General features: G+C 66.2%; 23 protein-coding genes, 1 tRNA gene, 1 pseudogene and 1 riboswitch. Of the genes and pseudogenes, 12 read left to right on the top strand and 13 right to left on the bottom strand.

Going from position 1 to position 25,353, the window contains the following annotated elements:
- The 3 genes from RAD15_RS09965 to RAD15_RS09975 form a co-directional block, all read right to left on the bottom strand.
- Positions 1-154 (bottom strand): helix-turn-helix domain-containing protein (locus RAD15_RS09965; RefSeq protein ID WP_458177385.1); only part of this gene is annotated, 154 nt, incomplete at its 3' end.
- Between the two features lie 104 nt (positions 155-258).
- On the bottom strand, positions 259-474 hold the full coding sequence (locus RAD15_RS09970; protein WP_458176806.1) for a hypothetical protein: 216 nt from the start codon (positions 472-474) through the stop codon (positions 259-261).
- A gap of 163 nt (positions 475-637) precedes the next feature.
- On the bottom strand, positions 638-955 hold the full coding sequence (locus RAD15_RS09975) for a hypothetical protein (RefSeq protein WP_458176808.1): 318 nt from the start codon (positions 953-955) through the stop codon (positions 638-640).
- A gap of 252 nt (positions 956-1,207) precedes the next feature.
- Between RAD15_RS09975 and RAD15_RS09980 the strand changes: the two genes are divergently transcribed.
- Positions 1,208-2,269 carry a polysaccharide deacetylase family protein gene (locus RAD15_RS09980; RefSeq protein WP_458176810.1) on the top strand — a complete coding sequence of 354 codons (1,062 nt, stop codon included), beginning with the start codon at positions 1,208-1,210 and terminating at the stop codon, positions 2,267-2,269.
- 67 nt (positions 2,270-2,336) lie between these two features.
- On the opposite strand, the gene RAD15_RS09985 is transcribed toward RAD15_RS09980, so the two are convergent.
- From RAD15_RS09985 to RAD15_RS10005, 5 genes are all read right to left on the bottom strand, one after another.
- On the bottom strand, positions 2,337-2,711 hold the full coding sequence (locus RAD15_RS09985) for a hypothetical protein (RefSeq protein WP_458176812.1): 375 nt from the start codon (positions 2,709-2,711) through the stop codon (positions 2,337-2,339).
- 162 nt (positions 2,712-2,873) lie between these two features.
- Positions 2,874-2,949, bottom strand: a tRNA-Thr gene (locus RAD15_RS09990).
- Between the two features lie 97 nt (positions 2,950-3,046).
- Complete coding sequence (locus RAD15_RS09995) at positions 3,047-4,777, bottom strand: heme biosynthesis HemY N-terminal domain-containing protein (protein WP_458176814.1); 1,731 nt, start codon at positions 4,775-4,777, stop codon at positions 3,047-3,049.
- 35 nt (positions 4,778-4,812) lie between these two features.
- Entirely contained in the window at positions 4,813-6,075 is a 1,263-nt protein-coding gene (locus RAD15_RS10000; protein ID WP_458176816.1) for a COG4223 family protein, read from the bottom strand.
- A 65-nt stretch (positions 6,076-6,140) separates the two neighbouring features.
- Positions 6,141-6,887: a uroporphyrinogen-III synthase gene (locus RAD15_RS10005; RefSeq protein WP_458176818.1), complete on the bottom strand. Its 747-nt coding sequence runs from the start codon at positions 6,885-6,887 to the stop codon at positions 6,141-6,143.
- A 151-nt stretch (positions 6,888-7,038) separates the two neighbouring features.
- On the opposite strand from RAD15_RS10005, the gene tsaD reads away from it, so the two are divergent.
- From tsaD to RAD15_RS10025, 4 genes are all read left to right on the top strand, one after another.
- The gene (gene tsaD / locus RAD15_RS10010) at positions 7,039-8,112 is read left to right on the top strand and encodes a tRNA (adenosine(37)-N6)-threonylcarbamoyltransferase complex transferase subunit TsaD (RefSeq protein ID WP_458176820.1); all 1,074 of its coding nucleotides are present in this window, start codon (positions 7,039-7,041) and stop codon (positions 8,110-8,112) included.
- A 2-nt stretch (positions 8,113-8,114) separates the two neighbouring features.
- Positions 8,115-9,095, top strand: coding sequence for an NAD(P)H-dependent glycerol-3-phosphate dehydrogenase (locus RAD15_RS10015; protein ID WP_458176821.1), 981 nt, complete (start codon positions 8,115-8,117; stop codon positions 9,093-9,095).
- Between the two features lie 116 nt (positions 9,096-9,211).
- On the top strand, positions 9,212-10,327 hold the full coding sequence (locus RAD15_RS10020) for an alpha/beta hydrolase (RefSeq protein WP_458176823.1): 1,116 nt from the start codon (positions 9,212-9,214) through the stop codon (positions 10,325-10,327).
- 94 nt (positions 10,328-10,421) lie between these two features.
- The gene (locus tag RAD15_RS10025; protein ID WP_458176825.1) at positions 10,422-10,835 is read left to right on the top strand and encodes an EVE domain-containing protein; all 414 of its coding nucleotides are present in this window, start codon (positions 10,422-10,424) and stop codon (positions 10,833-10,835) included.
- A gap of 132 nt (positions 10,836-10,967) precedes the next feature.
- On the opposite strand, the gene RAD15_RS10030 is transcribed toward RAD15_RS10025, so the two are convergent.
- The gene (locus tag RAD15_RS10030; RefSeq protein ID WP_458177387.1) at positions 10,968-12,047 is read right to left on the bottom strand and encodes an adenylate/guanylate cyclase domain-containing protein; all 1,080 of its coding nucleotides are present in this window, start codon (positions 12,045-12,047) and stop codon (positions 10,968-10,970) included.
- 101 nt (positions 12,048-12,148) lie between these two features.
- On the opposite strand from RAD15_RS10030, the gene RAD15_RS10035 reads away from it, so the two are divergent.
- On the top strand, positions 12,149-12,604 hold the full coding sequence (locus tag RAD15_RS10035) for an SRPBCC family protein (RefSeq protein WP_458176827.1): 456 nt from the start codon (positions 12,149-12,151) through the stop codon (positions 12,602-12,604).
- A gap of 120 nt (positions 12,605-12,724) precedes the next feature.
- Here the strand turns inward: RAD15_RS10035 and RAD15_RS10040 are convergent, their stop codons facing one another.
- Positions 12,725-13,894 carry a DNA topoisomerase IB gene (locus RAD15_RS10040; RefSeq protein ID WP_458176829.1) on the bottom strand — a complete coding sequence of 390 codons (1,170 nt, stop codon included), beginning with the start codon at positions 13,892-13,894 and terminating at the stop codon, positions 12,725-12,727.
- A 399-nt stretch (positions 13,895-14,293) separates the two neighbouring features.
- Here RAD15_RS10040 and acs point away from each other — a divergent pair, with 399 nt between their 5' ends.
- Both acs and RAD15_RS10050 read left to right on the top strand, forming a co-directional pair.
- Positions 14,294-16,240, top strand: a complete 1,947-nt coding sequence (acs, locus tag RAD15_RS10045) for an acetate--CoA ligase (RefSeq protein ID WP_458176831.1) — start codon at positions 14,294-14,296, stop codon at positions 16,238-16,240.
- A 423-nt stretch (positions 16,241-16,663) separates the two neighbouring features.
- Positions 16,664-17,179, top strand: a complete 516-nt coding sequence (locus tag RAD15_RS10050) for a L,D-transpeptidase (protein WP_458176832.1) — start codon at positions 16,664-16,666, stop codon at positions 17,177-17,179.
- A gap of 55 nt (positions 17,180-17,234) precedes the next feature.
- Here the strand turns inward: RAD15_RS10050 and RAD15_RS10055 are convergent, their stop codons facing one another.
- Positions 17,235-17,822, bottom strand: a complete 588-nt coding sequence (locus tag RAD15_RS10055; protein WP_458176834.1) for a thermonuclease family protein — start codon at positions 17,820-17,822, stop codon at positions 17,235-17,237.
- 157 nt (positions 17,823-17,979) lie between these two features.
- Between RAD15_RS10055 and RAD15_RS10060 the strand changes: the two are divergent.
- Positions 17,980-18,319: pseudogene (locus RAD15_RS10060) on the top strand (elongation factor 1-alpha C-terminal domain-related protein); the annotation flags it as partial.
- 116 nt (positions 18,320-18,435) lie between these two features.
- On the opposite strand, the gene RAD15_RS10065 reads toward RAD15_RS10060, so the two are convergent.
- Complete coding sequence (locus RAD15_RS10065; protein WP_458176835.1) at positions 18,436-18,630, bottom strand: DUF1674 domain-containing protein; 195 nt, start codon at positions 18,628-18,630, stop codon at positions 18,436-18,438.
- Positions 18,631-18,818: 188 nt separating this feature from the next.
- On the opposite strand from RAD15_RS10065, the gene RAD15_RS10070 reads away from it, so the two are divergent.
- The 3 genes from RAD15_RS10070 (at position 18,819) to purH (ending at position 23,801) form a co-directional block, all read left to right on the top strand.
- Positions 18,819-20,165: an RsmB/NOP family class I SAM-dependent RNA methyltransferase gene (locus RAD15_RS10070; protein ID WP_458176837.1), complete on the top strand. Its 1,347-nt coding sequence runs from the start codon at positions 18,819-18,821 to the stop codon at positions 20,163-20,165.
- 158 nt (positions 20,166-20,323) lie between these two features.
- Positions 20,324-22,042, top strand: coding sequence for a heparinase II/III family protein (locus RAD15_RS10075; RefSeq protein ID WP_458176839.1), 1,719 nt, complete (start codon positions 20,324-20,326; stop codon positions 22,040-22,042).
- Positions 22,043-22,101: 59 nt separating this feature from the next.
- Positions 22,102-22,183: riboswitch (ZMP/ZTP riboswitch) on the top strand.
- Positions 22,184-22,208: 25 nt separating this feature from the next.
- Positions 22,209-23,801 carry a bifunctional phosphoribosylaminoimidazolecarboxamide formyltransferase/IMP cyclohydrolase gene (gene purH, locus RAD15_RS10080; RefSeq protein WP_458176840.1) on the top strand — a complete coding sequence of 531 codons (1,593 nt, stop codon included), beginning with the start codon at positions 22,209-22,211 and terminating at the stop codon, positions 23,799-23,801.
- 160 nt (positions 23,802-23,961) lie between these two features.
- Here the strand turns inward: purH and RAD15_RS10085 are convergent, their stop codons facing one another.
- Positions 23,962-25,347: an MFS transporter gene (locus RAD15_RS10085; RefSeq protein ID WP_458176842.1), complete on the bottom strand. Its 1,386-nt coding sequence runs from the start codon at positions 25,345-25,347 to the stop codon at positions 23,962-23,964.
- Positions 25,348-25,353 lie beyond the last annotated feature (6 nt).

Genomic DNA, 25,353 nt, shown 5'->3' on the forward strand with positions numbered 1-25,353 from the left:
CTGCGCGGAACCGCTTGACCCATTTGGCAACGGTCTTCGGCGTCGTGTTGAATTGGAAAGCCGCGTCGGCCTGGCTCAGCCCGCCCTCGACCACGCTTCGGACCATCGCCTCTCGACCTTTAGGCGTTAAAGGCGCATTCTTGTGGACGTTCATCTGGTCTCTCCTTGGAACACTGAAGCTTCGCAACCTCAGCTTCCTCGGTTCAGACCAGATGGACAACCTCCTGAGAGACCACAACTAGGCCGGGACGACAAAGGTCACTGCCCGTGCTCGGTCAGCACCTTGTCGCAGCCCTTGCTCAGCCGCGTGCGGTTCTGCTTCAGGCAGGCGAGCACGGCCTGATCACCATTGTTCATCACGGGACGGCAGAAGCGCGTGACGTCGCGCGCGCAGGCATCGTGGCCGGGCTGCTGTTGCGCCGACGCGCTCGATGCGCACAGGAGCAAAGGAAAAATGAAAAGAAATCTGGTCATCGCTTAATGCCTCTACCCTTGAGATGTGCGGGCGAAGCTAGTGCGACGATCCCGGAGCCGCAACGGCTTTATTGTCTGGCGATCAGCGCCGCGTGGCCCCGGCTTGACGCCGGGGCACATCGCGAGGGGAGCTAACCGACGCAACGCTCGTGGTTGCGCGTGCTTACTGACTGTCCTGGGCGTCAGCGACCTTGCGTGAGGCGCCCTTGGCGAGGTCCTTGTCCATCACGGCGCGGCAACCGGCGCTCAGATCCGAGCGATGCTTCATCATGCACGCGGTGATCTTCGGAATGTTCGGGATTTCCGACGAGCACAGGCGGAAGGCATCGCCGGTGCACTGCTGCTGCGCTTCGGCCGAGAAGGCGAAGCTCGAGGTCGTCGAGACGATCGAGACGATCGAGACGATGGCGGCAAAGCCCAGTGCCAGGCCGGTGTCGCGGATCTTGCTACTCAGGGACTTGGCAGTGAACGACTTGGTCATTTGAAGCTCCCATTGGCACCGCCGTGGCGGGCCCGTTGTTAATGGGAACTACGATGCTCCAGCAAAACAGTTTCCACTGTGATGACGGTCACGGGAGCCCCACCCTCTGTGACTTCGGTCACTTTGGCGCACCTCGCTGAAATTCCACCGCATCCGCTGTCGTGTTGGTGTCACGTTAACTGTTCCTTCGCATTAATGGCTCGTCGCGCGGGGGATTCCGCCGGTTTGGTTGCGTAATTGGAAAGAGTAGCGATGCGTAATGCGTTGGGCCTGATGCTGGCCAGTGTAGTTGCGGCGGTCGTGATCGCCGCCGGCGGTTGGTTTTATTATTCCATGAGCGCCGATCAGGGTGCTCCCAAGACAGTTGCCGCCCGTGCCGCCGATCAATTGCCGGCACAGGCGAAAATCGCCGCCAGGGACGACGTCGCGACCACCGCGACGATCGCGGCGAAGCCAACGGCAGTTGCCCAGGCACCCGCGCCTGCGCCCGCTCCGGTCGCGCCAGTTCAGCCGAAGCAGGCCTGCGCCAATCCGAACGCTTTGGGCGTCGCCCGCGTGGTCGAGATCGACACCACCGGCGGCCCCGGCTTCGGCTTCGATCACTTCAAGCAGTTCGACTTCCTCACCGAGAAGGAGGTCGTGCTGACCTTCGACGACGGTCCGTGGCCGAACAACACGCCCGCCGTGCTCAAGGCGCTCGCGGACGAATGCACCAAGGGCCTGTTCTTCTCGGTCGGCAAGCATGCGACCTATCATCCGGAGATTCTGCGCCAGGTGCTGGCACAGGGCCACACCGTCGGCACGCACACCTGGTCTCACGTCAATCTGAACGGCAAGAAGATGACGGAGAGCCAAGCCAAGGATGAGGTCGAGAAGGGCTTTAGCGCGGTGAAATACGCGCTCGGCACCAATCCGGCGCCGTTCTTCCGCTTCCCGCAGCTTCAGCACAATCCGGCGATCGTGAATTATTTCGGCACCCGCAACGTCGCGATGTTCTCGACCGACATCGACTCCTTCGACTTCAGGAAGGGCGCGACGCCGGAGAAGATCGTCGAGACCGTGATGACCAGGCTCGACAAGCTCGGCAAGGGCATCATCCTGATGCATGACTTCCAGAAGCACACCGGCGAAGCACTGCCGACGCTGCTCGCGCGCCTGAAGGCCGGCGGCTACAAGGTCGTCCAGATGAAGGCCAAGACGACGCTTCAGACGCTGCCGGAATATGACGAGGCGCTGATGAAGGATCTCAAGGTGCCGACCGCTGCGACGAACGCGCGCCCGATCTCGAGCGTGGTGCAGACGGTTTCGCAGTAAGCGCGAACCAGCAGCGCTCCTCAATACACGCATGGCCGGGCTCTTGCCCGGCCATTTGCTTTGCAGCTCACCAGTAGATGCCGTGGCGATGCAGCTCGCTGACGATGCGGCGTTCGGTCCAGCGCTTCGGCTTCGGCTTGTCCGCCTTGGCCGTCGTCCTGGTGGTGGACTTGGTCGTCACCGGCGCTGACGATGTGGAGGCAACGACAGGGGTGGTCGCCACGGGCGCAGGGGCTGCGACCGCCGGCGGACGATCAACATATTTCGGAGCGTCGGTGACGGGAGCTGCCTCGCTCACCTGCGTCGCGGCGGTGGCGGTTGTGATGGCTGGCGGAGTGGCTGCGTGCTCGCTCGCCGCGGACAGCGAAAGGCTGCGGGAGCCGCCAGCCTGAGCCGATGCAGAAACCAGCACCATGGCGGCAACCAGAATGATCTTGCGCATGTGAAATCTCCCCGTATTGGCGTGACGGGGAGACTACGGAAGGCGGACCTGGGGTTCTGTGATCGCGATCACCCAGCCTGCCGTGCGATCGTGAACCGTGCGCCCATGCGGATGCACAGGTCAAAAACGCCGGGCTTGCGAGGATCGGATGAACCGGGGTGCTGGTGCCGCAAGAGGGATTCGAACCCCCGACCCCGTCATTACGAATGACGTGCTCTACCAACTGAGCTATTGCGGCAAACCCTGCCGGGACCGAGCAATGCCGGCCCCGATACGCGCTCCTGATATCGGGCATGGCCCGAATTGGCAAGGACAAGCCGGGTCCGAAATGCGCTTCACGCGCCCCAGCGGGACCAGAATCCGCGCCAGCCACCAGCCTGGGCTTTGGGCGTGCCGATTTGTTCCGCAAATTCATCGCTGGGGCCCTCGTCATCGATCCCGGGATCGTCAGGCGCGCGGACGATCGGGATGACGGCGGGGATCGGGGCCGGTTTGCCGAGGTCGGCGCGGGCCCGGAACACCGGCGTTGCCGCCGGCGGCGTTGATTCGGCAGGCTCGGGGGCCGGTTTGACCGGTTCGGCGGCCGTGGCCGCGGGCTCTTCCAGGGCAGCCGGGGGTGAATTGTCCTGTGCGGCGGGCGCGGGAGCGGGCGCCGTCACGGCCGGTTCCACCGGGCTCTCGCTCGGGCTTACCGTCACCCGCTTCGGCGGCGGGGCGGCCAGCATGGCTTCCTCGAACGCCGAGGATTCGATCGTGGCACCCCTGCCGGACGGCAGGCTCGCAACCGGCGTCTGCCACTGGAAGGCGTCGAGGCGGCCGGTGACCGGGGACACCGGCCGCCAGCGGTCGCTGACATAGCCGTCCGCGGTCCAGGCGGGATCGTGGCGGGCGCGCACTGCGCGCAAGGTCCAGGCACGGGCCCGGCCGCTATCGCCATGCTCGGCGCGCTCGATCTCGGCCATCAGCAGCGCGACGCGCTGGGTCGGGTCGTTGACGTAAGGCGCGAGCACCTCGCGCGCGCGGGTGAACTCGGAGGCATCGATCGCGGCGCGCGCGATCGCGAGCTGGCCTTCGACATGGCCGGGCTTGTCTGCAGACGTCTTGGCGGCGAGCGTCTCGACCCGCTGCAGGCGCTGCCGCGCGGAATCGCCGAGCTTCACGTGGGCATAGGCGTCGGCTAGATCGGGATGCGGATTGGCGAGCCAGGCGGCTTCCACCAGCTTCATGGCCCGGCGCACCTGATGCGCCTCGCTCTCGAACTTCGCGGCGAGCACCGCGGCGGGGACCAGCGTCGGCGCGAGCTTGATCGCGTCCATCACGCTCTCGCGCGCGACGTCGCGGTCCATCTTTTCCAATTCCAGCGCGCGTGCCGTGAGCAGCACGCCGCGCTGCCGGCGATGGGCCCGCTTGTCGATCAGTCCGGTGGACAGATTCGAATCGAGGATCGCGAGCGCACCGCTCCAGTCGCCGCGTGCGCAGCGGAAGCCGAGCACCGCGTGGGAAGCCCAGGTCGAGGACGGCGACAGCTTGATCGCTTCCTCCGCGATCATCACGGCGCCGACCGCATCGTCGGCGCGCTGCGCCTCGATGAACAGGCCGCGCAGGCCAAGCAGGCGCGTATCCTCGCGCTCGGCCATGGCGCGGAAGACGCGCTGTGCTTCGTCGCGATTGCCGTCGAGCTGCGCCGATTGCGCATGCAGGAGAAGCGCCAGCGGATCGTTCGGCGCATGCCGCCGCGCCGCTTCCGCGTGCCGCCGGGCGAGCGCGGTGTCGCCATGGCCGATCGCGAGCAGGCCATGGGTGATGGCGTGGCGGCCCCGCGCGTGGCGCTTTTCGTGCCGGCGGCGGCGCAGACGTCCCGGCGTTCGCCAGATCGTCGTCACGATGCTCCAGAGCACGACGATCGCTACCGCGAATATGCCGAGGCCGAGCACGAACACCGGAATGGTCGGCGAGGCCCGAAAACCGCCCCAGGTCATCACGACCTCGCCGGGCTGGTCGGCAACCCAGGCCGCGCCGGCGCCCACGAGCGCGATCAGAACGAGGAAGAGGACGATCCGAAGCATGGCGATCCCTATACGCGCGGATTGTTGCGCGAATCTTATTGAGCAGGCTTGACCGGAGCCGACTTGGCGAGATCCGCCATGGCATCATCTGCGAATTTGCGGGACGCGGCGAGCGCGGCGTCGCGGGCATCGGCCTTGTCGAGCCAGGCCTGCGCCGGTGCGCGATCGGCCTCGGGCAGCGTCTTCAGCTCGCGCCGCGCCTCCGCGAAATCGTTGCGCAGCGCCGCCGCCGTCACCCGCGCGACGATGGCGCCGCGATCATTGCCGACGCCGTCGGTGCGTTCGATGCGGACGAGTTTCGACGCACCGGCCTGGAGACGCTCGACGATGCCGGTGCCGCTGGTCTGGGCTTCCGCCGGCGGCGACAGTTTCGGCACGATGTTGAGGAGCTCGCGGCTCAGCGCGACCGGCGTCGGGATGCCTGACGATGCAAAGGTGTCGAGCGGCTTCAGCGTCTCGGGCTTTGCTGCCAGCGACCGCGCTGCGGCCAGTTGCGATTCGTAGGCGTCGCCGTGGCGAACGGCGACGTCGAGCAGAGCAGCCGCCACCACATGGCGCAGCGGCTTGTCGTCCATTGCCTTGTTGTCGGCGATCTTCTCGCCCCGCTGCGCGAGCTCGGCACGTTCGGTCTTGCTGGCGCGCTCGAGCTGGGCGATGCGCTCGCTGAGAGCAGCAAGATCAGGTGCGGCAGCGCGCGGCGCCGATTTCGCATCGTTCAACGCGCTCGCGGTCTTGTCGGACTGCGCGCGCAGATTGGCGATATCACTACGCAGACCGCTGGCGGATTTCTCCAGCTCGTCGATCCGTGCCGCCATGGCCGGATCGGCAGCGGGCTTGCCCGCCCTGGCTTCGACAGCTGCGACACGTCCGCTCAACGCATCGACCGTCGCGCTCGTCACCTGCGGTGCGGCCGGCGGCGCCTGCACCGCGGGCCAGCCCAGCATCCAGCCGACCGCGATCACGATCGCCGCTGCGACGGCGCCGGACAACGGAGCGATCACCCAGGGCGATACGGGCGCGGGTGCAACAGGCTTCTCCTCGGCGGGCTCGTGCCGGGGCCCGGCCTTGGCCTCTTCCCCCTTGACCTCATCCGACTTGGCCTCATCCGACTTGGCCTCTTCGAAATTGGCTTGCCCGTGCGCAACCTGGTCCGATGCCGGCGGAGCCTCGGGCTCGGCAGCCGTGTCCTGCGCCTGGGTCGAGACTTCGGTCGCCTCGAGGTCGATGGTGGGCGGAGTGCGCTTGGCACGACCGGTGTCGGGAGCCAATCCTGCGTCTTCAGGCTTGTCGTCGGCCATCGTGACGGTTCCTCACACTTACATGCCCTAAATGGACCCGATTGCGTCGGATTCGGCCCGACCTCTTACGCCAAACGGGTGCGCAAAGCACGCTCCAAGGTGTCGAATAAGGCATTTTCGTCCGGCGTCGCAGCCACCAGAACCTGCGACGCACCGGCATCGCGCAGCACGCTGGCGACCGTCTCGGACAGGCAGCATTGCGGAATTGCCAGCGCCGAGATTTCGACGCCCTCGTCTCGCGCCGCATCCAGGAAAGCCCGCGCGCTACGCCGGGAGTAGTGCAGCACCGCCTCGACCCCGTGGGCGGCAAAGCCCTCGCAGACCTCGCGCGGCAGATGCTTGACCGGCGCCATGCGATAGGACGTCTGCGTCACCACGCTAAAGCCCTCCGCGCCGAGCTCGCCGCCAAGATCCCGCGACAGATCCGCGCCGGCGAGATAAAGCAACGTACTCTTTTTCTTCAGCAGCTTGTCGCGCGCGCTCTGCAGCACCTTGTCGCGCAAGGCCGCGGCATCGCCGCCTGCGACGATGACCTCGGCAAAGCCGGCGTCGCGCGCAATCGCCGCAGTATGTTCGCCAACCGCAAAGAGCGGCAGCTCCAGGAGGCCAAGATCCCGCATTTGTGGCCCGACGGCACGGATCGCATTGGCCGACGTGACGATGACGGCACCGTAGCCCGCCTCGCTCTCGTCATGGAAGGCGACCGGCTCGAACTTGAGCACCGGCGCGAGCAGCACAACATGACCCCGGGCACGCAGATTTTCCGCCGTCGCCTCATTGTCGGGATGCGGCCGTGTGACAAGAATGGACATCGCAGGTGTTCCCGAACCAATTGGCGGCGACGCCTCCACGAGGACGGCTGCGCGTGACGATTGCGCAAGCCGACCCCGGAATGCTACCGGACGTACCAGAACTCTGCTTTACGGATGAGCGCAAGGCCGCAAATTGGATAACAATTCGCCAATGCTGGTATTGGGCATCGAAACCACCTGCGACGAGACCGCCGCGGCGGTGATCGAGCGCGCGCCCGACGGCAGCGGCAAGATCCTGTCCAATATCGTGCGGTCGCAGATCGAGGAGCACGCCCGCTTCGGCGGCGTCGTGCCCGAGATCGCCGCGCGTGCCCATGTCGACGTCCTCGACGGGATCATCGACCGCGCCATGCACGAGGCCGGTATCGACTATGCCCAGCTCGACGGCGTCGCAGCCGCGGCGGGACCCGGGCTGATCGGCGGTGTCATCGTCGGGCTCACCACCGCGAAGGCGATCGCGATGGTCCACGACACGCCGCTGGTCGCGGTGAACCATCTGGAGGCGCATGCGCTGACGCCCCGCCTCACCGACGGAATCGAATTCCCGTATTGCCTCTTCCTCGCCTCCGGCGGCCATACCCAGATCGTCGCGGTCACCGGCGTCGGCCAGTATGTGCGGCTCGGCACCACCGTCGACGACGCGATCGGCGAGGCCTTCGACAAGGTCGCGAAGATGCTGGGCCTGCCCTATCCCGGCGGCCCGCAGGTCGAGCGCGCGGCGGCGAATGGCGATGCCACGCGCTTTGCGTTGCCGCGGCCGATGCTGGGACGCCCCGACGCCAATTTCTCGCTGTCGGGATTGAAGACGGCGGTGCGCAACGAGGCGAGCCGGTTAGCCGAGATCACGCCGCAGGATATCAGCGATCTCTGCGCGAGTTTTCAGGCCGCCGTGCTTGATGCGACCGCCGACCGCTTGAGCGTCGGTCTCAGACTCTTCCGCGAACAGTTCGGCGCACCGCGCGCACTCGTCGCCGCCGGCGGCGTCGCCGCCAACCAGGCGATCCGCGGCGCCCTGCATGACGTTGCGCGGCAAGCCGGGACGCAGCTGATCATGCCGCCGCCAGCGCTCTGCACCGACAATGGCGCGATGATCGCCTGGGCCGGCGCCGAACGCCTTGCGCTTGGCCTGACCGACACGATGGAAGCACAGCCTCGCGCACGCTGGCTGCTCGATGCGAACGCGACGGCGCCGGCCGGCTACGGCAAGACGCGGGCGGGCTTCTAACCATGACTACGTTCCATTCCGTCGCGGTGATCGGAGCAGGCGCCTGGGGCACGGCGCTCGCAACCGTGGCGGCACGGGCGGGACGGAACGTCACGCTGTGGGCGCGCAATGCCGAGCATGCCGCGCGGATCGCCGCGACCCGCGATAATCCGCGGCTGCCCGGCGTGCCGCTTGCTCCAGAGATCGTCGTGACGAACGATCTCGCACTCGCTGCGCGCGCCGAGATGCTGCTGATTGCAACGCCGGCACAGCATCTGCGCGGTGCCGTCAACATGCTGGCCTCGCACCTCTCCAAGCCGATTCCGCTCGTGGCGTGCGCCAAAGGCATCGAGCACGGCACCCACAAATTCATGACCGAAATCATCACGGAGGCCGCGCCGCACGCGCAGCCGGCGATCCTGTCGGGCCCGAGCTTTGCCGACGACGTCGCGCGCGGCCTGCCGACTGCGGTGACGCTGGCGGCGAAGGACGAGGCGCTGGCCAGCAGTCTGGTGCAGGCGCTGGGGTCGGCGACGTTCCGGCCCTATCACACGACGGATATCCGCGGCGTCGAGATCGGCGGCGCAGCCAAGAACGTGCTGGCGATCGCCGCGGGCATCGTGGTCGGCCGCAACCTCGGCGCTTCCGCGCTCGCCGCGCTGACCACGCGCGGCTTCAGCGAGCTAGCGCGGCTCGGTCGCGCCTGCGGCGCGCGCGCGGAAACGCTCTCGGGCCTCTCAGGCCTCGGCGACCTCTTGCTGAGCTGCTCGACCGCGCAATCGCGCAATTTTGCGCTCGGGATCGCGCTCGGTCGCGGAGAGGCCGCGCCGGCGGGCAAGCTTGCCGAAGGCGCATTCACCGCGCCGGTGCTGGTCGAGCTCGCGGCCTCGCGAAGCGTCGACATGCCGGTCTCGCAGGCGGTCGCCGCCATCCTGGACGGCAGGTTGACGATCGACGCCGCGATCGAAGGGCTGCTGACACGGCCGTTCAAGGCCGAGGAATGACGACGGCCTGCGCATAGCAGGTAGCACTTCTCCGTCCGTGCACGCTGGTCTAGCCTAGCGGCACACCGCAGGATCCCGGTCCAACAACAACGAAACGGATCCAGGGGAAGAAACGCATGCGCAAACCGCATCACGCGATCGCATCGATCGCCATCATCACACTTGCCGCCATCACCTTACCCACCGCCGCCTACACCCAGGCCGCACCGTCCTACGACGACCTCGCCAAAAGCGAGGCGGCGGCCAATGCCGAAAACGGCAAGCGGGTCGCACCGGTCAAATCGATCGTCAATCCTGCCAATGAGGTCTCCTCCGACATGCAGGCCATGATCGGCGCGCCCTTTCCGCCGCATTTCAATGCGGACCCGAAGACGTCAGCCGACTGGAAAGAGCTGATCGATCGCCGCGCCAAGCTCTCGATCGCCAATGTTCCGGCGATGAAGGAGAAGCTCGGCGTCAAGGTCGAGGAGACGAAGATCGCGGGCGTGCATTGCTTCGTCGTCACGCCGAACAAGATTCCCGCCGAGAACCGGCGACGCCTTCTGGTCCACGTCCATGGCGGCGGCTACGTGTTCGGGCCCGGCGAGGCAGCGTTACCGGAAGCGATCATGATGGCGGGCTTTGGCGGCTTCAAGGTGATCTCGGTCGACTACCGCATGCCGCCCGACTTCCCCTATCCCGCCGCGATGGACGATGCGATGGCGGTGTGGAAGGAGGTCACCAGGGACCACGACGCACGGCGAATGGCGATCTTCGGGACCTCGACGGGCGGCGCGATGACGCTGGCGATGGTGCTGCGGGCCAAGGATGAGAAGCTACAGAGGCCGGCGGCGATCGCGCCGGGCACTCCGTGGTCCGACATCGACAAGGTCGGCGACACCTATGCCAGCAATGAGTGGGTCGACAACGTGCTGGTGACCTGGGACGGCTGGCTCGGCCGCGCCGCAAAACTCTACGCCAACGGAACGGACCTGAAGAACCCCTACATCTCGCCGATCTACGGCGACTTCAAGGGCTTTCCGCCGACCATCCTGACATCGGGCACGCGCGATCTGTTCCTCAGCAACACGGTCCGCACGCATCGCAAATTGCGCCGCGCCGGTGTGACCGCCGATCTCAACGTCTATGAAGGCCAGTCGCACGCGCAGTACCAGTTCAACGTCAATGCGCCGGAGACGCGGGAGGCCTTCACCGATATCGCAAGATTCTTCGATCGACATCTGAAGGAATGAGCGCTGCGATGGATATCGGGTGCCCGCGCTTGTCGCGGGCATCCGCGTGTCCTAAACATCTCGCACGCGAAATGGCGTAACGGGGCAAGTTGCGATGAACTACTGGCTGGTGAAATCCGAACCGTCGGTGTGGTCCTGGGACCAGCAGGTGGCAAAGGGCGCCAAGGGCGAGGCCTGGACCGGCGTGCGCAATTACACCGCGCGCCAGAACCTCGTCGCCATGAAGAAGGGCGACAAGGCGTTCTTCTATCACTCCAACGAGGGCAAGGAGATCGTCGGCATCGCGGAGATCATCAAGGAGGCCTACCTTGATCCGACCGACAAGACCGAAAAGTTCGTCTGCGTCGACATCAAGGCCGACAAGCCGCTGAAGACGCCGGTGACGATGGCGGCAGTCAAGGCCGAGAAGAAGCTCTCCGAGATGGCCCTGGTGAAATATTCGCGCCTGTCGGTGCAGCCGGTGACGGCGGAAGAATGGAAGCTCGTCTGCAAGATGGGCGGGATGTAATCATATCTAGCGTTCAGATTCGTAGGGTGGGCAAAGCGAAAGCGTGCCCACCATTCAAGATGAAGGCTCGCGGTTGACTGGTGGGTACGGCGCGCGAAGAGCGCGCCTTTGCCCACCCTACGGCTGGGGAGCTCACGTCTCCGGCAGTGCAAACACCTCGCACGGCGCGGCAATGCCGCGCAGCGAATGCGAGCCGAGCGCGATCAGAGGCATGTCGGTCTCCGCGGCCAGCGCGCCCGACACCAGCACGGTTCGCCCCAAGGGCTTGCACAATCCTTCGAGCCGGCTGGCGAGATTGACGGCGGGACCGATCGCCGTGAAATCCAGCCGGTTGGCGGCGCCGATATTGCCCCACAGCATCTCGCCGAGATGAAGCGCAGCACCGAATGCGAGCGGCGGCAATCCCAGTGCGCGGCGCTCCTTGTTGAGATAGGCCATCCCGGCCTCGGCTGCGCTTGCGGCACGCAGCGCGGCCTCGCACGCGCGGCGTGGTGACGCCTCGACCACCGGAAAGATCGCGAGCACGCCGTCGCCGATGAATTTCAGCACCTCGCCGCCGAAGGCGTGAACGGCGCCGGCAATGCGATCGAACCAGGCATCGAGCGCCGCGATGACAGCGGCAGGCGGATTGCCTTCAGACAAGGTCGTGAAATTGCGCAGGTCCGCATAGAGCAATGCGGCCTGAATGGTCTCGCCGAGATCGCGCCGGAGCGGCGCTGCCAGCACGCGCTCCGCGCTGCGCTTGCCCAGATAGGCATCCAGCGTTGCCCGTAGCGTGGCGCGCGCAGCGAGCACGGCGAGCGGTGTCGCAGCAAAGCGCGCGGCCTGGCGCAATCGCTCGATTTCGTCGCCGGTGAATGGACGCGGCCCGATCCAGCCGAGCTGCGGCCCATCGGGCCGTCCGACGACGTCTTCATGCACCTCCCCGCTTGCGATGTCGCGCAGCCAGCGGCGGCCGGCATCGTTGGGCGGGTCCGGTGCCAGTCCGCCCGGTGCGAAGCCGAGCGCTTCGATCACCTGGCCGCCGTCGGCGCGCCACAGCCAGGTGCGTTTCGCGATCAGCGGATGCGGCACCTCCAGCGTCAGGGCGCCGGCCGCAAGCGGCACGCCGTCGGCGACCAGACGGGCGCCGAGTTCCGCAAGCAGGCGGTCGGCCCCGGAACTATCCGAGGCGGCATCGACAAGCCAGGCGAGGGTCGGAGAGAGTTGCATGGTCCGATGATGACGAAGGCGGGCGGTCTTTGTCACGGGCAATCCTTGACGGGCCGCTGTGGCGCCGCCATGTCCCAAGGTCAGCCCAGGGATGATCGCCGATGACCGAACCGTTCATAGTGCGACGCGAGACCCAGATCGCGGCCCCGCGTGCCACCGTTTTCGCCTACCTGACCGATCCCGAAAAGATCCTGAGCTGGATGGGCTCCGACGCCACCACCGAGCCGCATCCCGGCGGGCTTTATCTGCTCAAGGGCGTCGGCCCGCGGGGCGGCGGCGCCCGCGGCGCCTTTCGCGAGGTCGTGCCGGTGCATCGTCTGGCCTACACATTCGGCTGGGAGGGCGGCCAGGAAGTGCCGCCCGGCTCGAGTCTGATCGAGATCGACCTGATCGAGCGCGACGGCGGCACGCTGCTGCGCATGACCCATAGCGGCCTGCCGACTGCGGAACAGGCTGCCGCACATGCAACGGGATGGGCGCATTATCTGGAACGGCTCACGATCGCGGCCGCAGGCGGCGATCCCGGTCCGGACAATGGTGTTTCAACGAAGACGTAGCTCGTAGGGTGGGCAAAGGCGCACTTGCGCCGGGCCCACCATCTATCCCAGCATCCCAGCAGAAATGGTGGGCACGGCGCGCGAAGAGCGCGCCTTTGCCCACCCTACGGCAGCGCGCCGCTACACCGCGGCTGTCGCCACCACCTGCGCCAGCAGCTGCTCGCGCCTCGCCTGTGAACGCTGGCCCTTCATGGTCGCGGCGAAGCGCTCGAGGATGCCGTCCTCGAAGGCGGTGACGATGGTGTCGTGGACGTAGCTCTTGCGGCAGATCGCCGGCGTGTTGGAGAGCTTGTCGGCCGCGGCACGGATCGCGTCCAGCACCTGCTTCTTGCGGCCGCGCTGGCTGGTCGCCGGCGTAATACGCGACAAGGACTCGACGACGACCGCAGAAGCCATCAACGTACGAAAATCCTTCAGCGAAATCTTGATGCCGGCGATCTCGCGCAAGAAAGCATTCACCTGGGTCGTATTGACCGCGCGCACGATGCCGTAGGCGTCGCGATACTGGAACATGCGCTTGCCGGGGACGCCGCGCAGGATGCCGATGGCGCGCACGAGCTTGGCCGCGTCGCATTCCTTCCGCACCGCCTTGCCGCCCTTCGCCTTGAAAGTCAGCACAAAGCAGTCGTCTTCCAGCGTGACGTTGGACTTCAGCAGCGTGGTCGCGCCGCGGGTGCCGTTGAGGCGGGCGTAGGATTCGTTGCCGGGGCGGATCGCGGTGCGCGCGATCAATTCGATCACCGCCGAGAGCGCGAATTCACGCGTCGGCTCGTCGCCCGACAGGAACGCCGAGACCTTGCGCCGGATCTTCGGCAGCGCGCCGACGAGCTTCTCGAGGCGATGCGCCTTGCGGTGCTCGCGGACCTTCTCCCAATCGGCGTGATAGCGATATTGCAGCCGGCCCGCGGCATCGCGGCCCACGGCCTGGAGATGCGAGCTCGGATCGGCCGAGTAGCGCACCTCGCGATAGGCAGGCGGCACCGCCATGGCGTGCAGCCGGCGGATGGTGCGGGCGTCGCGGATGTGGGCGCCGTTGGGGCGGACGAAGGAATAGCCCTTGCCGCGCTTGATGCGGCGGATCTTCAATTCGTTCTGGTCGCCGAGCCGCAGGCCCAGTTCCCTGGCGAGCGCCTCGACCGTCGCCGCAGGCGCCGTGTCGAAGACCTTTTTCGGGCTGGGACGGCCAGAAGCGGCCGGCTTCGGCCATTGTCCGAGGGCCTTGGCCAGCGCAACAGCTGCAGGATCGGCTGAAGCGGGCCGCATCGTCCCGAGATTCTGCTGATCCATCATAGTGTTACGCCTTAGCCCTGTCTGTTATCGGTCAATGCCGCTGTTCTGATCTTTGTTCCAAGGGGTCTCGTTGGACCCGGGTTGGCCATTTAGGGTGTTCCGAACCGTATTGCGAGTCCCGAATCGGTGAGGAAAGGTTTCTAAATACCTACTGCGGGTGCATGGGCCTCTGCGCGGCCCGGTTCCGGGGATTTGGGTAAAGGCCCGAAAGCCGTCCCCGGCCTGTTTCAGATTTGCGACAGTCGCACCTGTCGGCCTTGATCTTCCGCATGGCCGACCGCCCGTCGAAGGTCCAGCTTGTGGTCCTTGTCGGGTCCGGTTAGCCCGACGCATAATCATTCAATGATCAAGTCGGCTCGCCGGTCGCTAGCGTTCGGCCCGCCGTATGTGGAGGGAAGTATGTCCGAGAAGATCTACGACGTCCCCGCGGATTGGGCAAAGCGCGCCTGGGTCGACCAAGCCAAATACAAGGAGATGTACGCTCGCTCGATCTCGGACCCGAACGGTTTCTGGTCAGAACAGGCCAAGCGCATCGACTGGATGCATGCGCCGACCAAAATCGAGAACGTCTCGTTTGAGCCCGGCAACGTCTCGATCAAATGGTTCGAGGACGGCATCCTCAACGTCGCCCATAACTGCATCGATCGCCATCTGCACAAGCGCGGCAACCAGACCGCGATCATCTGGGAAGGCGACGACCCCTCACAGTCGAAGCACATCACCTACAAGGAGTTGCACGACGAGGTCTGCCGGATGGCCAACATCCTGCGCACCCGCAACGTCAAGAAGGGCGACCGCGTCACCATCTACCTGCCGATGATCCCGGAGGCCGCCTACGCGATGCTGGCCTGCGCACGCATCGGCGCGATCCACTCCGTGGTGTTCGCGGGCTTCTCGCCCGACAGCCTCGCCCAGCGCATCAACGACTGCCAATCCAAGATCATCATCACCGCGGACGAAGGCCTGCGCGGCGGCAAGAAGGTGCCTCTGAAGGCCAATGTCGACGCGGCGCTCACCAAGGCCGACGGCGTCGACTGGGTCGTCGTGGTCAAGCGCACCGGCGGCAAGATCGACATGAACCCGACGCGCGACCTCTGGTATCACGAGGCGGCAGCGATGGTGACGACGGAATGCCCGGTCGAGCACATGCACGCCGAGGATCCGCTGTTCATCCTCTACACCTCGGGCTCGACCGGCCAGCCCAAGGGCGTGCTGCACACCTCGGGCGGCTATCTCGTCTATGCCGCGATGACGCATCAATACGTCTTCGACTATCACGACGGCGACGTCTACTGGTGCACCGCCGACGTCGGCTGGGTCACCGGCCACAGCTACATTCTCTACGGGCCGCTGGCGAACGGCGCGACCACGCTGATGTTCGAAGGCGTGCCGAATTACCCGGACAATTCGCGCTTCTGGAACGTCATCGACAAGCACAAGGTCAACATCTTCTACACCGCGCCGACCGCGATCCGCGCCTTGATGCAGGGCGGCGACGAGCCCGTGAAGAAGACCTCGCGCGCCTCACTCCGTCTGCTCGGCTCGGTCGGCGAGCCGATCAATCCGGAAGCCTGGGAGTGGTATCACCGCGTCATCGGCGACGACCGCTGCCCGATCGTCGACACCTGGTGGCAGACCGAGACCGGCGGCATCCTGATCACGCCGCTGCCGGGCGCGACCAAGCTGAAGCCGGGCTCGGCAACGCAGCCGTTCTTCGGCGTTCTGCCTGAAATCGTCGACGCCGACGGCAAGGTGCTGGAAGGCGAGACATCGGGCAATCTCTGCCTGACGCGGTCATGGCCGGGCCAGATGCGCACGGTCTATGGCGACCACGTCCGCTTCGAACAGACCTATTTCTCGACCTACAAGGGCAAGTATTTCACGGGCGACGGCTGCCGCCGCGATGCCGACGGCTATTACTGGATCACCGGCCGCGTCGACGACGTCATCAACGTCAGCGGCCATCGCATGGGCACCGCGGAAGTCGAGAGTGCGCTGGTGGCGCATGAGAAGGTCTCGGAAGCCGCCGTCGTCGGCTTCCCGCACGACATCAAGGGCCAGGGCATCTACGCCTACGTCACCTTGATGGCCGGCACCGAACCGACCGAGGATTTGCGCAAGGAGCTCGTCACCTGGGTGCGCAAGGAAATCGGCCCGATCGCCTCGCCCGACCAGATCCAGTTCGCGCCAAGCCTGCCCAAGACGCGCTCCGGCAAGATCATGCGCCGCATCCTGCGCAAGATCGCCGAGGACGAGCCGGGCAGCCTGGGCGACACCTCGACGCTGGCCGATCCCGCCGTGGTCGACGATCTCGTCAAGAACCGGCAGAACCGGAAGCAGGCGTAGACTCCGCTCTCGTGCCCCGGACGCAGCGCAGCACGTTAGTGATGCGCTGCTGAGCCGGGGCCCATCCGGCCACACGCAACAGAAGAGCTGGGTCCCGGCTCTGCGCAGCAGCGCTTAAGGCGCTCCGCTTGTCCGGGAGACGAGGCTGCCTTTCGCGCCGACCCCTAAAACAACAGCCGTTCACACCCTCACGCACTTGTCAGGGCGCGCGGCGGCGTGGCCGCATCTTTCCAGCCAAGTGTTGTTTTCAGGTCATTTACTTTATTTCGAACATTTCCTTTGTTCCCCCTGCTGGCGGGCCCTTTGCGGCCGTGCGTGGAAACCATCCGGTTAACGGGCGCGGTTAAGAATGTCTGGGCACGCAGCCGATTGCCGGGTTTGCGTAGATTTTGGACGATCCGTTTAGGGCGAGGGGAAGCATCGATGTCGATGAGGATTGCAGTGGCGCTGGCCGCCACCATCGGGGCAGGGGTCTTGATGTCGACGGCGGCGGAGGCGCGGCCGGAGATGGTGGGAGCGCATCTGGCCGACTATTCGCCCGGCACCATCGTGGTCAAGACCAACGAGCGCCGGCTTTATCTCATCCTCGATAACGGTCACGCCGTGCGCTATCCGGTCGGCGTCGGCAAGTCCGGCAAGCAGTGGGCCGGCACCACCCGCATCGACGGCAAATATCGCAATCCGGCCTGGTCGCCGCCCGCCGAGGTGAAGCGCGACAAGCCGCAGCTTCCCGACGTGATCCCGGGCGGATCGCCACGCAATCCGATGGGCGTCGCGGCGATGACGCTGGCCGGCGGTGAATACGCAATCCACGGCACCAACGTGCCGGGCTCGGTCGGCGGCTTCGTCTCCTATGGCTGCATCCGCATGCTCAACGACGACATCACCGATCTCTACAGCCGCGTCTCCGTCGGCACGACGGTGGTCGTGACACGCTGATTGCCGGGATCTAGATAAAGACACCTAAGCCGCGTCCGACGACGCGGCTTTTTTGTTACCAGAAGCGCCAGCCGCGAGCGCACCAGCCGTCGCGGTGGCCACCATTGTAGCTCCGCGCGTAACCGCCGGCGAGCAGCGCCGCCGAGACGTTGGCGGTTCGCTTCGTCGCGACGTCGGCAAGAACGCGACCATATTTGTCGGGGCCAAGATTGCTGATGATCACACCACCCTGGGCGAGCAGATCGCGCAGCGCACGGGCCGCGGCTTCGGCCTTGTTCAGCTCATCCTGACAGGATGCTTTCATCTCGGGCGCGTCGATACCGCGCAGGCGGACACGCACCACGAGATCGCGGCCGTTGCCCTCGCGAAGGCGCGCGACGAAGGTATCGCCGTCAATGGTCCGGATGACATCGACCGGCTCGCGACTGTCGGCATGGCCGGACTGCTGCAGGACGACCTCTGCATTCTTTCGCTCCTGCCCGTCATGCGGAACGGGCCAGTTCATGCCGTGCCGGAATACGAACACCACGGCCATCACCACACCGACCACGAACATCCACGGCAGCAACCCGGAGAATCGCCGCCCGAACGGCGAGCCACCGAACTTTTGGCGATAGACATTGGGTCGGTCCTGGAAGCGCATCGATCCACGCTAGGGCTGAGTCGGGGGAACCCGCAAGCACGACGCTCCTCCAGTTGCAGAGGGACGCATGATCGACCGGGACGGTCCCGCGCCGATGGAGCGCAAGAAAGCGGAAGGCTATTTCTGATGTCCTATCACGAGGCCCCCCGCGATTGCCGCCAACCAGATCGGCTACGTCCATCTCAGCCTCGACCGCCCGCTGGTGTTCGAGGCCTATCGCGACGACCGCGACATGGGCAGCTTCATTCTGATCGATCCGATCAGCCACCGCGCGGCCGCGGCGGGAATGATCGATCTTTCACTGCGCCGCGCCACCAATATTCATTGGCAGCGGCTTGCCGTCGACAAGTCCGTGCGAGCACGGCTGAAGCAGCAGCGGCCCTGCGTGCTCTGGTTCACGGGACTCAGCGGTGCCGGCAAATCGACGATCGCCGTCGACCGCAGGCTTGCCAAACTCGGCCGCACTGCTCGACGGCGACAATCTCCGGCACGGCATCATCACCATCGACACATCGAACTGTCGACCGATGCGGCGTGCGAGCGCATCGTCAATTATCTCAGGGACAATCATTATCTGTAGTGGCGAGGCGGACGCCTTCCAGCCACCGCGGGTTCAGAAGTCGGAGGCGATGCCCTTGCGCTCCCAGTCGCCGTAGCGGGTGGGCTCGGGTCCCTTCGGCCCCTGCAGCTCCTTCGGCGCCGCCTTGGCATCGGCCGCGGCCTGCCGGCGCGCCTCGGCTTCGGCGAGCGCGCGCTGGGCGGCCGGTGTGAGCTGCTTGCGGTCGGGAGCGGGGGGCTGGTCGGTCATCGCCCGGCTTTCTAGCGCAGGACGAGGCGCGGCGCGACGTCCAATAACGCATTCCTGAAATCGGCCCAGAGGGCTGAAAATCCCGCAAGCGATTCTTACATTTGGCATATTCGCGTGCCAGAGATCGCTTTCTCAAGGCATGCGCCCATTGCGGCGGAACTGCCGCTAGCTCAGAACCTTGCTACTGCATGCCATCCCAACGTTTTGCCCCTCCGTCCGAAGTGCCTGGCCTTGCGGCACGGCGGATTGCCGCCGACATCGTCGACGGCGTGCTGCACAAGCACCGCACGCTCGACGACCAGCTCGACGGCAGCGGCGCCCATCCCGGATTGAAGACGCTCGCCGACCGCGACCGCGCGCTGATGCGGCGTCTGGTCGCGACCGTGCTGCGCCGGCTCGGCACGCTCGGCCATGTGCTCTCCCGCCTGCTCGACAAGGGCATTCCCTCCGACGCACCGCGCGCGCAGAGCGCGCTGCTGATCGGCGCCGCGCAGATCCTCTGGATGGACGTGCCCGATCACGCCGCCGTCGATCTCTCGGTTCGCCTCGTGCAATCCGACCGGCGCGCGGCGCGCTATGCCGGCCTCGTCAACGCCGTGCTGCGCCGCTGCGCGCGCGAGGGCCAGGCGCTGGTCGAGGAAGTTGCCGCGCAATCGCTGGATCTACCGCCCTGGCTGCTCGCGCGCTGGAGCGCGCATTATGGCGAGGCGACCACACGGGACATGGCGCTGGCGCTCGGTCACGAGCCCTCGCTCGACCTCACCGTGAAGTCGGACGCCGCGCAATGGGCGAGCCGCCTGCACGGCGAGACGCTGCCGACCGGAACGGTGCGGATGCTGTTGCACGGCTCGGTGACCATGCTGCCCGGATTCGCCGAGGGACAATGGTGGGTGCAGGATGCCGCGGCCGCGCTGCCGGCCCGGCTGTTCGGCGACATCAAGGGCAAGTCCATTGCCGATCTCTGCGCCGCCCCCGGCGGCAAGACCGCGCAACTGGTGCTATCAGGCGCGCAGGTCACGGCGATCGACCGCTCGCCCGCCCGGGTGGCGCGGCTGCGCGAAAACCTGACGCGGCTGTCGCTCCAGGCGGAAACTGTCGTTGCCGACGCCGTGGAGTGGGCCGGCCCGACTGGTGCCTTCGACGGCATCCTGATCGATGCGCCCTGCACCTCGACCGGCACGATCCGCCGTCATCCCGACGTGGCATGGCTGCGGCAGGAATCCGACGTCACCGCCATGACCGCGCTCCAGCAGCGGCTGCTGAAAAAATCGGTGTCGTTGCTCAAGCGGGGCGGGACGCTGGTCTATTGCACCTGTTCGCTGGAACCCGAGGAAGGCGAGCAGGCCGTGGCAACGCTGCTGGCCGCAGAGCCTGCACTTCGCCGGGTGCCGATCGAGGCGTCGGAGGTCGCGGGCCTCGACGAAATCCTCACCGCCGACGGCGACCTTCGCACCCTGCCCAGCCATCTGCCGAACGCCGATCCCAAGCTCGGCGGGCTCGACGGATTTTTCGCGGCCCGGCTCGTTAAATCCTGATTTTGCACTGGATTTTGCAACCACGACGCTGATTCGCGCCGTTCAGGGTGGTGTCAGCCGTCCGATTTTGAGATTAATAAGGATTCGTCGGAATCCTCTCCCCCCTTACAAGGCAAGGCGTGTCGGTCGCTCAACGCAGACGTATCTCGACGCTGGTCATGAACCGCTTCGCGCGGAACATGCTCGCGCGTGCGAGCGGCGGCTCCGTCGCGCTGTCGCGGGTCTGGCCCGGCCGCACCGACCGGCTGATCATCGCGCCGCACGACCTGCGCACGGCCGACGCGACCCGCGCCGCCGAGATCTATGCCGGCCGCTTCGTCTTCGCCGGCAAGATCGTCAATTGCCACGGCCGCTCGATCTTCGACCTCGAGCCGCCGTCGGAGGATTGGGAGGTCGCGCTGCTCGGCTTCGGCTGGCTGCGCCATTTGCGCGCCGCCGACACCGCGCTGACGCGGGCCAATGCGCGCGCGCTCATCGAGGACTGGATCGCCAACCCCGCCAACAAGCGCCGCCCCGTCGCGCGCCGCGCCGACGTGCTGGCCCGGCGCGTGATCTCGCTGCTGTCGCAGGCGCCCCTGGTGCTCAACGACACCGACAACAAATTCTATCGCCGCTATTTGCGTGCCCTGGCGCGCGAGATCCGCTTCCTGCGCTACACCATGGTCAACATCCCGGACGGGGTGCCGAAGCTGCAGGTGCTGATCGCGCTGTGCTACACGACGCTCTGCCTCGCCAACCAGGCCCGTCACATCCGCAACGCGTCGAAAAAGCTTTCGGACGAATTGCAGCGGCAGATCCTGCCTGATGGCGGACATGTTTCGCGCAATCCGGGCGCGCTGATCGAGCTCCTGATCGACCTGTTGCCACTGCGGCAGACCTTCGCCGCGCGCAACATCGCGCCGCCGCCGGCGCTGCTCAACGCGATCGACCGCATGATGCCGATGCTGCGCTTCTTCCGGCACGGCGACGGCAATTTCGCGCTGTTCAACGGCATGAGCGCGACGCCTTCGGACCTGCTCGCCACGCTGCTCGCCTATGACGATACCCACGGCGCGCCGATGGCGAACATGCCGCATACCGGCTTCCAGCGCCTCGATGCCGGCCAGACCACCGTGATCATCGACACCGGCCCGCCGCCGCCGGCCGGAATCAGCCACGACGCCCATGCCGGCTGCCTGTCGTTCGAACTGTCTTCCGGCATCAGCCGCATCGTCACCAATTGCGGCATGCCGACCACGGGCCGCGACAATTGGCGGCCGTTCGCGCGCGGCACCGCGGCGCATTCGACGCTCACCTATCACGGCACCTCCTCATGCCAGTTCGTCGAGATGTCGGCGATGAAGCGCCTCCTGCATGGCGCGCCCGTCACCAGCGGGCCCGTCGAGGTCGAGAGCTATCGCGAAATCGTGCAGAACGGCACGCTGCTCACGACCTCGCATGACGGCTATCTCGCCAAATTCGGCGCGATCCACCGCCGCGTGCTGATGATCGCCAATGATGGCGCGCGCATCGACGGCGAGGACACGCTGTCGCCGCCGCAGGGCGGACGTTTCAAGGGCGCGGATGCCGATTTCGCGGTGCGCTTCCATCTGCATCCGGCGGTGAAGGCGAGCCGGCTGTCCGATGCCCGCGGCGTGATGCTGGTGCTGCCCAACCGCGACGTCTGGACCTTCGAGGCGCTCGACGACAAGGTCGACCTCGAGGACAGCGTGTTCCTGGCCGGCAATGACGGTCCGCGCCGCACCGCGCAGATCGTGATCCGCCAGGACGCCCGCCAGGCGCCCTCGATCCGCTGGAGTTTCGTGCGTTCCACCGCCTCGCCGGCGGTGACCAATGCCCGCCGAAATGCGCGTCGGGAGCCGGAACTTCCGCTGTAAACCCGCGCCATTCGGCCCCATCTCGTCGTTGTGAAAACGGCCGAAAGCTGCTATCGAGCCCTCGCTCGCGCGACTGGCGACCTTGGATGGAGCACCATCGGGAAGCGCGGGACATAGAAGCCGCGCGCCTGGGCATAGACACTCCTTAAGACAGAGGATCTTGCTCATGACTGACCATCCCCGCCGCGTCACCCGCGCCCTGCTTTCCGTTTCCGACAAGACCGGCCTGATCGAATTCGCAAAGGCGCTTGCCGCCCACGATGTCGAGCTGGTCTCGACCGGCGGCACCGCCAAGGCGATCGCCGCGGCCGGCCTCAAGGTGAAGGACGTCTCCGACCTCACCGGCTTTCCCGAGATGATGGACGGCCGCGTCAAGACGCTGCACCCGAAGGTGCATGGCGGCCTGCTCGCGATCCGCGACAACAAGGAACACGCGGAAGCGATGAAGGCGCACGGCATCGCGCCGATCGACCTCCTGGTCGTCAATCTCTATCCGTTCGAGGCGACCGTCGACAAAGGCGCGGGCTTCGAGGATTGCATCGAGAACATCGACATCGGCGGCCCAGCGATGATCCGCGCCGCCGCGAAGAACCATGACGACGTCGCCGTCGTCGTCGAGGCCGAGGACTACAAGGCCGTGCTCGACGAGCTCGCCGCCAACAACGGCGCGACCACGCTGAAGCTGCGCCGCCGGCTTGCCGCAAAGGCCTATGCGCGCACGGGCGCGTATGACGCCGCGATCTCGAACTGGTTCAACCGGCAGCTCGAGATCGACGCGCCCGACTTCCGCGCCTTCGGCGGCAGACTGATCCAGTCGCTGCGCTACGGCGAGAACCCGCACCAGACCGCGGCATTCTACGCGACGCCCGACAAGCGCCCGGGCGTCTCCACCGCGCGGCAGATGCAGGGCAAGGAGCTCTCCTACAACAACATCAACGACACCGATGCGGCCTATGAATGCATCGGCGAGTTCGACACCAAGCGCACCGCGGCCTGCGTCATCGTCAAGCACGCCAATCCCTGCGGCGTCGCGGAAGGCGCGAACCTCGTCGAGGCCTATCGCAAGGCGCTGGCCTGCGACTCCACCTCGGCCTTTGGCGGCATCATCGCGATGAACCGCGCGCTCGACGCCGACACCGCGCGCGAGATCACGAAGATCTTCACCGAAGTGATCATCGCACCCGACGCCACCGAGGAGGCGATCGCCATCATTGGCGGGAAGAAGAATCTGCGCCTGCTGCTTGCCGGCAGCCTGCCCGATCCCCGCGCACCCGGCCTCACCGCCAAGACGGTCGCTGGCGGCCTCCTGGTTCAGAGCCGCGACAACGCCGTGGTCGACGACATGACCTTCAAGGTCGTGACCAAGCGCGCGCCCACTGACGCGGAGATGCGCGACCTGAAGTTTGCGTTCCGGGTCGCAAAGCACGTCAAATCCAACACCATCATCTACGCCAAGGATCTCGCCACCGTCGGCATCGGCGCGGGCCAGATGAGCCGGGTGGACTCAGCGCGGATTGCTGCACGGAAAGCCCTGGACGCGGCGAACGAGCTCAAGCTCGCCGAGCCGCTCACCAAGGGCTCGGTCGTGGCGTCGGATGCGTTCTTCCCGTTCGCCGACGGCATGCTCGCCTGCATCGAAGCCGGCGCCACCGCCGTGGTGCAGCCCGGCGGCTCGATGCGCGACGACGAGGTGATCAAGGCCGCCGACGAGCACGGCATCGCCATGGTGTTCACGGGCACGCGGCACTTCAGGCACTGAGTTTGGTGCGCTGAACTCTCAACGGGTCGTCCCGGCGAAGGCCGGGACCCATACGCCGCAGCAGTAGCTGTTTGAGAAGACTCGGAGTTACGAGCTGGTCCTATAACCACTCCCTGTGGTTATGGGTCCCGGCCTTCGCCGGGACGACATCGGGGTTGTGCTAGTCCTTCACCCGCATCAACAACCCCAGCCCCGCGACGAAGAACACCACCAGCACGGCCATGCCGGCCTTCTGGCTTGCGGTCGCGGCGGTAATCACGCCGATCAACAACGGTCCGATGAAGGACGTCACCTTGCCGGTCAGCGCGAACAGGCCGAAATATTGCGCGATACGATCCTTCGGCGCGAGGCGGATCAGCAGCGAACGCGAAGCGGCCTGGAGCGGCCCGCCGGCGGCACCGATGAGGCAGCCCAGCACGACATAGGCGCGCTCCGCGGCGGCGGCGAACAGCGCACCATCGGGCACCGGTGGCGCGACCTTGATGAAGAAGATCGAATCCCTGTCGACCAGAAGGATCCCTGCCACCGACAGCAGCAGGATCAGCATGCTTCCGGCGATGACGCGCTTCGGCCCGAGACGATCATCGAGCTTGCCGCCAAGCCAGGCGCCGAACGCACCGGCAATCGCGAGCAGGATGCCGAAGGTACCGATCTGGATCGTATGCCAGCCGAACGTTCCCGCGGCATAGATGCCGCCGAAGGCGAACAGCGACACCAGGCCGTCGGTGTAGATCATGTTGGCAAGGAGGAACGCCGCGAGCGATTTCTGCTGCGGCAAGCTCCTGATCGATTGCTTCAACTCCGACAGGCCTTCGCGCAGCGCCGCGCCCAGCGGTCGCTTCGCCGGATAATCCGGCGTGAACAGGAACATCGGAGTCACGAAGATGATGAACCACAGCCCAGTCAACGGACCCGCGGCGCGATCGCCCTGATGGCTGGCAGGATCGAGCCCGAACAATGGCGTGAGGCCGAGCAGCGTACGCCCGGTCGCGGGATTGGCCGCGAGCAGGCCGAGCACGATGATCAGGCTGACGATACCGCCGACATAACCCGTCGCCCAGCCGGTGCCGGAGAGCCGGCCGATGCGCTCCGGCGGCACCAGCGTCGGCATCATCGCATTATTGAAGACGGTGGCGAATTCCGCGCCGACGCTGGCGAGCGCAACCGCGGTGAGCAGCGGCGGAATGATCGAGGGATCGCCGGGCTTGCCGATCCACAGCGTGCAGGACGCCAGCACCAGGACGGCGCCGAACCCCGCAATCCACGGTTTCCGGCGGCCTGAAGCATCCGCGATGGCCCCCAGCACCGGCGACAGCAGCGCGATCGCAAGACCCGCGGCGGCCATCGCAAAGCCCCACAGCGACTGGCCGGTCGCAGGATCGGGCGCGATGCTGGTGGCGAAATAGGGCGCGAACACGAAGGTCGTGATCAAGGTGAAATAGGGCTGCGCGGCCCAGTCGAAGAAAATCCAGCTGACGACGGCGGCGCGCGGCGGATAGGTCCGCTCCACGCCGGCCATGCGTGCATCCTGGGCGATCGTCGTCATTCCGCA

Source organism: Bradyrhizobium sp. 14AA (assembly GCF_054185205.1).

Coding starts and splice junctions, on each gene's coding strand:
- RAD15_RS10050 (WP_458176832.1), top strand. CDS start 16,664: ATGTCGATGAGGATTGCAGTGGCGCTGGCCGCCACCATCGGGGCAGGG.
- RAD15_RS10025 (WP_458176825.1), top strand. CDS start 10,422: ATGAACTACTGGCTGGTGAAATCCGAACCGTCGGTGTGGTCCTGGGAC.
- RAD15_RS10040 (WP_458176829.1), bottom strand. CDS start 13,894: ATGATGGATCAGCAGAATCTCGGGACGATGCGGCCCGCTTCAGCCGAT.
- RAD15_RS10000 (WP_458176816.1), bottom strand. CDS start 6,075: ATGGCCGACGACAAGCCTGAAGACGCAGGATTGGCTCCCGACACCGGT.
- tsaD (WP_458176820.1), top strand. CDS start 7,039: ATGCTGGTATTGGGCATCGAAACCACCTGCGACGAGACCGCCGCGGCG.
- RAD15_RS09970 (WP_458176806.1), bottom strand. CDS start 474: ATGACCAGATTTCTTTTCATTTTTCCTTTGCTCCTGTGCGCATCGAGC.
- RAD15_RS10015 (WP_458176821.1), top strand. CDS start 8,115: ATGACTACGTTCCATTCCGTCGCGGTGATCGGAGCAGGCGCCTGGGGC.
- RAD15_RS10035 (WP_458176827.1), top strand. CDS start 12,149: ATGACCGAACCGTTCATAGTGCGACGCGAGACCCAGATCGCGGCCCCG.
- RAD15_RS10085 (WP_458176842.1), bottom strand. CDS start 25,347: ATGACGACGATCGCCCAGGATGCACGCATGGCCGGCGTGGAGCGGACC.
- RAD15_RS10055 (WP_458176834.1), bottom strand. CDS start 17,822: ATGCGCTTCCAGGACCGACCCAATGTCTATCGCCAAAAGTTCGGTGGC.
- RAD15_RS10075 (WP_458176839.1), top strand. CDS start 20,324: ATGAACCGCTTCGCGCGGAACATGCTCGCGCGTGCGAGCGGCGGCTCC.
- RAD15_RS10070 (WP_458176837.1), top strand. CDS start 18,819: ATGCCATCCCAACGTTTTGCCCCTCCGTCCGAAGTGCCTGGCCTTGCG.
- RAD15_RS10030 (WP_458177387.1), bottom strand. CDS start 12,047: ATGCAACTCTCTCCGACCCTCGCCTGGCTTGTCGATGCCGCCTCGGAT.
- RAD15_RS09985 (WP_458176812.1), bottom strand. CDS start 2,711: ATGCGCAAGATCATTCTGGTTGCCGCCATGGTGCTGGTTTCTGCATCG.
- purH (WP_458176840.1), top strand. CDS start 22,209: ATGACTGACCATCCCCGCCGCGTCACCCGCGCCCTGCTTTCCGTTTCC.
- RAD15_RS10065 (WP_458176835.1), bottom strand. CDS start 18,630: ATGACCGACCAGCCCCCCGCTCCCGACCGCAAGCAGCTCACACCGGCC.
- acs (WP_458176831.1), top strand. CDS start 14,294: ATGTCCGAGAAGATCTACGACGTCCCCGCGGATTGGGCAAAGCGCGCC.
- RAD15_RS09975 (WP_458176808.1), bottom strand. CDS start 955: ATGACCAAGTCGTTCACTGCCAAGTCCCTGAGTAGCAAGATCCGCGAC.
- RAD15_RS10020 (WP_458176823.1), top strand. CDS start 9,212: ATGCGCAAACCGCATCACGCGATCGCATCGATCGCCATCATCACACTT.
- RAD15_RS09995 (WP_458176814.1), bottom strand. CDS start 4,777: ATGCTTCGGATCGTCCTCTTCCTCGTTCTGATCGCGCTCGTGGGCGCC.
- RAD15_RS09980 (WP_458176810.1), top strand. CDS start 1,208: ATGCGTAATGCGTTGGGCCTGATGCTGGCCAGTGTAGTTGCGGCGGTC.
- RAD15_RS10005 (WP_458176818.1), bottom strand. CDS start 6,887: ATGTCCATTCTTGTCACACGGCCGCATCCCGACAATGAGGCGACGGCG.